Here is a 5,683-nt window from a genome sequence, read left to right on the forward strand (position 1 = left end):
CAGTTATTTTCTCTGGCTTGGTGACTTGGATTCCCCGTATGATTCCCTTCATCTTAGTCAAGTATAAGGGCCTGCCTGCGATCGTTGAGCGTTTTTTGAAGTTCTTGCCTGTTTCTATTATCTTTGCCTTGATTCTTTCAAGCGTAGTGACAGGTAAGGTTGGCAGCCTTCCTCAAATCAAATGGCTGGATTTCTTAGCAGTCTTTCCAACAGCTTGGGTAGCCTTTCGTTATCGCAATCTAGTCGGAACAGTTCTCTTTGGAGTGGTCTTAATTGCACTCTTGCGTTTGGTCTTTTAATACTCTTCGAAAATCAAATTCAAACCACGTCAGCGTCGCCTTACCGTACTCAAGTACAGCTTGCGGCTAGCTTCCTAGTTTGCTCTTTGATTTTCATTGAGTATAAATCAGCCATAAAGAAAACCTATCACAGAGATAGATATCATATAATGGCGTAAATGCTCTTTTTCTGTTAAGATTATAAGGTATTCTATTTTGGAGGAAATGACATGAAAAAAATCGTTAAATACTCATCTCTTGCTGCCCTAGGACTTGTTGCTGCAGGTGTTCTAGCAGCTTGCTCAGGTGGTGCTAAGAAAGAAGGAGAAGCAGCTAGCAAGAAAGAAATTATCGTTGCAACCAATGCTTCACCAAAACCATTCAACTATGAAGAAAATGGTGAATTGACTGGTTATGAAATTGAACTAGTTCGTGCTATCTTTAAAGACTCTGATAAGTATGAAGTCAAGTTTGAGAAGACAGAGTGGTCAGGAGTCTTTGCGGGTCTTGACGCTGACCGTTATCAAATGGCCGTTAACAACATCAGCTACACCAAAGAACGTGCTGAAAAATACCTTTATGCAGCCCCAACTGCTAAAAACCCTAACGTTCTTGTAGTGAAAAAAGACGACTCTAGCATCAAATCGCTTGATGATATCGGTGGAAAATCAACAGAAGTTGTTCAAGGGACAACATCTGCTAAACAGTTGGAAGACTATAACAAACAACATTCAGATAATCCAACTGTCCTTAACTATACTAGAGCTGACTTCCAACAAATCATGGGACGCTTGAGCGATGGCCAGTTTGACTACAAGATTTTTGATAAAATCGGTGTTGAAACAGTCATCAAGAACCAAGGTTTGGACAACTTGAAAGTTATTGAACTTCCAAGCGACCAACAACCTTACGTTTACCCACTTCTTGCCAAAGGTCAAGATGAGTTGAAAACATTTGTAGATAAACGCATCAAAGAACTCTATAAAGACGGAACTCTTGAAAAATTGTCTAAACAATTCTTCGGAGACACTTATCTACCAGCAGAAGCTGATATTAAATAATTTCTTGAAATCATCCATTCTGAATCAGGTGGATGATTTCTAAGTCTTTAGGCATATAGTTTTAAACTATATATCTGACTATCTAATAACAATTTGTGAAATCAAACAAATTGTGAGATACTAGTACGGTATTATTTTTAAGGAGAAAGAATCATGAAAATTAAAAAATGGCTTGGTGTAGCAGCCCTTGCTACAGTCGCAGGTTTGGCTCTTGCAGCTTGCGGAAACTCAGAAAAGAAAGCAGACAATGCAACAACTGTTAAAATCGCAACTGTTAACCGTAGCGGTTCTGAAGAAAAACGTTGGGACAAAATCCAAGAATTGGTTAAAAAAGACGGTATCACTTTGGAATTTACAGAGTTCACAGACTACTCACAACCAAACAAGGCAACTGCTGATGGCGAAGTAGACTTGAACGCTTTCCAACACTATAACTTCTTGAACAACTGGAACAAAGAAAACGGAAAAGACCTTGTAGCGATTGCAGATACTTACATCTCTCCAATCCGTCTTTACTCAGGTTTGAATGGAAGTGACAACAAGTACACTAAAGTAGAAGAAATCCCAGCAAACGGAGAAATCGCTGTACCGAATGACGCTACAAACGAAAGTCGTGCGCTTTACTTGCTTCAATCAGCTGGCTTGATTAAATTGGATGTTTCAGGGACTGCTCTTGCAACAGTTGCTAATATCAAAGAAAATCCAAAGAACTTGAAAATCACTGAATTGGATGCTAGCCAAACAGCTCGTTCATTGTCATCAGTTGACGCTGCCGTTGTAAACAATACCTTCGTTACAGAAGCAAAATTGGACTACAAGAAAGCACTTTTCAAAGAACAAGCTGATGAAAACTCAAAACAATGGTACAACATCATCGTTGCGAAAAAAGATTGGGAAACATCACCTAAGGCTGATGCTATCAAGAAAGTGATTGCAGCTTACCACACAGATGAAGTGAAAAAAGTTATCGAAGAAACATCAGACGGTTTGGATCAACCAGTTTGGTAATAAGAAACAGGGAGGTGGGAGAGAAAATTCCACCTCTTGCTTTTGTATAGAGCATGGATTGTCAGGAAGAGTAGTTCATAGAAAGGTAGAGAGAATATGGTTTTTCCTAGCGAACAAGAACAGATTGAAAAATTTGAAAAGGATCATGTGGCCCAGCATTATTTTGAGGTTTTGCGTACCTTGATTTCTAAGAAATCAGTCTTTGCCCAGCAGGTGGGTCTCAAAGAAGTCGCCAACTATCTGGGTGAGATTTTCAAGCGTGTTGGGGCTGAAGTGGAGATTGATGAGACTTATACGGCGCCCTTTGTCATGGCGCATTTCAAGAGTTCGCGTCCAGATGCCAAGACCTTGATTTTCTATAACCACTATGACACTGTGCCAGCGGACGGGGATCAGGTCTGGACAGAGGATCCCTTTACGCTTTCGGTCCGCAATGGCTTCATGTATGGGCGTGGGGTTGACGATGACAAGGGTCATATCACAGCTCGTTTGAGTGCTTTGAGAAAATACATGCAGCACCATGATGATCTGCCTGTCAATATCAGTTTTATCATGGAGGGAGCGGAGGAATCGGCTTCGACAGACCTAGATAAGTATCTGGAAAAACATGCGGATAAACTCCGTGGCGCGGATTTATTGGTCTGGGAACAAGGGACCAAAAATGCCTTGGAACAGCTAGAAATTTCTGGTGGAAATAAGGGGATTGTGACCTTTGATGCCAAGGTGAAAAGCGCCGATGTGGATATCCATTCTAGTTATGGTGGGGTTGTGGAATCAGCTCCCTGGTACCTCCTTCAAGCCTTACAGTCTCTTCGTGCTGCAGATGGCCGTATCTTGGTTGAAGGCTTGTACGAAGAAGTACAAGAGCCAAATGAACGTGAATTGGCTTTGGTGGATACCTATGCTCAACGAAATCCAGGGGAAATCAGCCAGATTTATGGTTTGGAATTGCCTCTCTTACAAGAGGACCGCGCAGCCTTTCTAAAACGTTTCTTTTTCGAGCCAGCTCTTAATATCGAAGGGATTCAGTCAGGATATCAAGGACAAGGAGTCAAAACGATTTTGCCTGCAGAAGCCAGCGCTAAGCTAGAGGTTCGTTTGGTTCCTGGCCTAGAACCGCATGATGTTCTGGAAAAAATTCGGAAACAGCTAGACAAAAATGGCTTTGATAAGGTAGAATTATACTATACCTTGGGAGAAATGAGCTATCGAAGCGATATGAGCGCGCCAGCCATTCTCAATGTAATCGAGTTGGCCAAGAAATTCTATCCACAGGGCGTTTCAGTCTTGCCGACGACAGCGGGGACAGGGCCTATGCATACGGTCTTTGATGCCCTAGAGGTGCCAATGGTGGCCTTCGGTCTAGGAAATGCCAACAGCCGAGACCATGGTGGAGATGAGAACGTGCGAATCGCCGATTACTACACCCATATTGAATTAGTAGAGGAGCTGATTAGAAGCTATGAGTAGAGATATTATCAAGTTAGATCAGATCGATGTGACTTTTCACCAAAAGAAGAGAACCATCACAGCGGTCAAGGATGTGACCATTCACATCCAAGAAGGGGATATCTACGGAATCGTTGGATATTCTGGAGCAGGGAAATCAACCCTTGTACGGGTAATTAACCTCTTGCAAAAACCATCTGCAGGCAAAATTACTATTGACGACGATGTGATTTTTGATGGCAAGGTGACCTTGACGGCAGAGCAGTTGCGTCGTAAACGTCAAGATATCGGGATGATTTTCCAGCATTTTAACCTGATGAGCCAAAAGACAGCAGAGGAGAATGTAGCCTTTGCCCTCAAACACTCTGGACTCAGCAAGGAAGAAAAGAAGGCTAAAGTAGCTAAGTTGTTGGACTTGGTCGGCTTGGCAGATCGTGCTGAAAACTACCCTTCACAACTATCTGGAGGGCAAAAACAGCGTGTGGCCATTGCGCGTGCCTTGGCAAATGATCCAAAAATCTTGATTTCAGACGAGTCGACTTCTGCCCTTGACCCTAAGACAACCAAGCAGATTTTGGCCTTGTTGCAAGATTTGAACCAAAAATTAGGCTTGACTGTTGTCTTGATTACGCATGAAATGCAGATTGTCAAAGATATTGCCAACCGTGTGGCGGTTATGCAGGACGGGCATTTGATTGAAGAGGGTAGTGTGCTTGAAATCTTCTCAGACCCTAAACAACCTTTGACTCAAGACTTTATCTCAACAGCTACAGGTATTGACGAAGCCATGGTCAAGATCGAGAAGCAAGAAATCGTGGAACACTTGTCTGAAAACAGTCTCTTGGTGCAGCTCAAGTATGCGGGTGCTTCAACAGACGAGCCACTTTTGAATGAATTGTACAAGCATTACCAAGTAACAGCTAATATCCTCTATGGGAATATCGAAATCCTCGATGGCACTCCTGTTGGAGAATTGGTGGTGGTCTTGTCAGGTGAAAAAGCAGCGCTAGCAGGTGCACAAGAAGCCATTCGTCAAGCAGGCGTACAGCTAAAAGTATTGAAGGGAGGACAGTAAGATGGAATCATTGATTCAAACCTATTTGCCAAATGTCTATAAGATGGGCTGGGCTGGTCAAGCAGGCTGGGGGACAGCTATCTACTTGACTCTTTATATGACGGTTCTTTCCTTTATCATCGGAGGTTTCTTAGGACTGGTTGCAGGGCTTTTCCTTGTCTTGACAGCTCCAGGTGGGGTCTTGGAAAATAAAGTTGTTTTCTGGATTTTGGATAAGATTACTTCCATTTTCCGTGCGGTACCATTTATCATTCTCTTGGCAGTCTTGTCACCCTTCTCTCATCTAATCGTAGGAACAAGCATTGGTCCAAATGCGGCTATCGTACCCCTATCTTTTGCAGTCTTTGCCTTCTTTGCCCGTCAGGTGCAGGTTGTATTGGCTGAGCTAGATGGTGGTGTCATTGAGGCGGCTCAAGCTAGCGGAGCGACATTCTGGGATATCGTAGGTGTTTACCTATCAGAAGGTCTTCCAGATTTGATCCGTGTGACGACTGTGACCTTGATTTCCCTTGTTGGTGAAACAGCCATGGCCGGAGCGGTTGGAGCTGGCGGTATTGGTAACGTAGCCATCGCTTATGGATTTAACCGCTACAATCACGATGTGACTATCTTGGCAACCATCATTATCATTTTGATTATCTTTGCAATCCAATTCTTGGGAGATTTCTTGACCAAGAAATTGAGCCATAAATAAAGAGATCTAGGCAATCTGTACATCATTCATAGGAGTTGTCGTTATAGTCAAGACTTGAAATTTTCTGTACTGGTTGCTATCAACCGTTACTTTTATGAGTTAGAGAGTTAAGAATTGT

At 42.7% G+C, this 5,683-nt stretch carries 6 protein-coding genes; all 6 read left to right on the forward strand.

The features are described 5' to 3' along the window. On the forward strand, window positions 1-299 hold a 299-nt coding region (locus tag RYL77_RS08635), incomplete at its 5' end, for an AzlD domain-containing protein (RefSeq protein ID WP_315010980.1). Between the two features lie 209 nt (window positions 300-508). After that, a complete protein-coding gene (locus RYL77_RS08640) occupies window positions 509-1,339 on the forward strand; it encodes an amino acid ABC transporter substrate-binding protein (protein WP_042901754.1) in 831 nt (276 codons plus the stop codon). A 153-nt stretch (window positions 1,340-1,492) separates the two neighbouring features. Then, the gene (locus tag RYL77_RS08645) at window positions 1,493-2,347 is read left to right on the forward strand and encodes a MetQ/NlpA family ABC transporter substrate-binding protein (protein ID WP_315010981.1); all 855 of its coding nucleotides are present in this window, start codon (window positions 1,493-1,495) and stop codon (window positions 2,345-2,347) included. 96 nt (window positions 2,348-2,443) lie between these two features. Beyond that, window positions 2,444-3,817, forward strand: coding sequence for a M20/M25/M40 family metallo-hydrolase (locus tag RYL77_RS08650; protein ID WP_000231807.1), 1,374 nt, complete (start codon window positions 2,444-2,446; stop codon window positions 3,815-3,817). Next, complete coding sequence (locus RYL77_RS08655; protein WP_000085666.1) at window positions 3,810-4,871, forward strand: methionine ABC transporter ATP-binding protein; 1,062 nt, start codon at window positions 3,810-3,812, stop codon at window positions 4,869-4,871. The genes RYL77_RS08650 and RYL77_RS08655 overlap by 8 nt, the downstream gene beginning before the upstream one ends. 1 nt (window position 4,872) lies before the next feature. Continuing rightward, window positions 4,873-5,565 carry a methionine ABC transporter permease gene (locus tag RYL77_RS08660; RefSeq protein WP_000444647.1) on the forward strand — a complete coding sequence of 231 codons (693 nt, stop codon included), beginning with the start codon at window positions 4,873-4,875 and terminating at the stop codon, window positions 5,563-5,565. Window positions 5,566-5,683: the final 118 nt, after the last annotated feature.

Source organism: uncultured Streptococcus sp. (assembly GCF_963516515.1).
In the GTDB taxonomy this organism is placed as follows: Bacteria; Bacillota; Bacilli; order Lactobacillales; family Streptococcaceae; genus Streptococcus.

Coding starts and splice junctions, on each gene's coding strand:
- RYL77_RS08660 (WP_000444647.1), top strand. CDS start 4,873: ATGGAATCATTGATTCAAACCTATTTGCCAAATGTCTATAAGATGGGC.
- RYL77_RS08655 (WP_000085666.1), top strand. CDS start 3,810: ATGAGTAGAGATATTATCAAGTTAGATCAGATCGATGTGACTTTTCAC.
- RYL77_RS08645 (WP_315010981.1), top strand. CDS start 1,493: ATGAAAATTAAAAAATGGCTTGGTGTAGCAGCCCTTGCTACAGTCGCA.
- RYL77_RS08650 (WP_000231807.1), top strand. CDS start 2,444: ATGGTTTTTCCTAGCGAACAAGAACAGATTGAAAAATTTGAAAAGGAT.
- RYL77_RS08640 (WP_042901754.1), top strand. CDS start 509: ATGAAAAAAATCGTTAAATACTCATCTCTTGCTGCCCTAGGACTTGTT.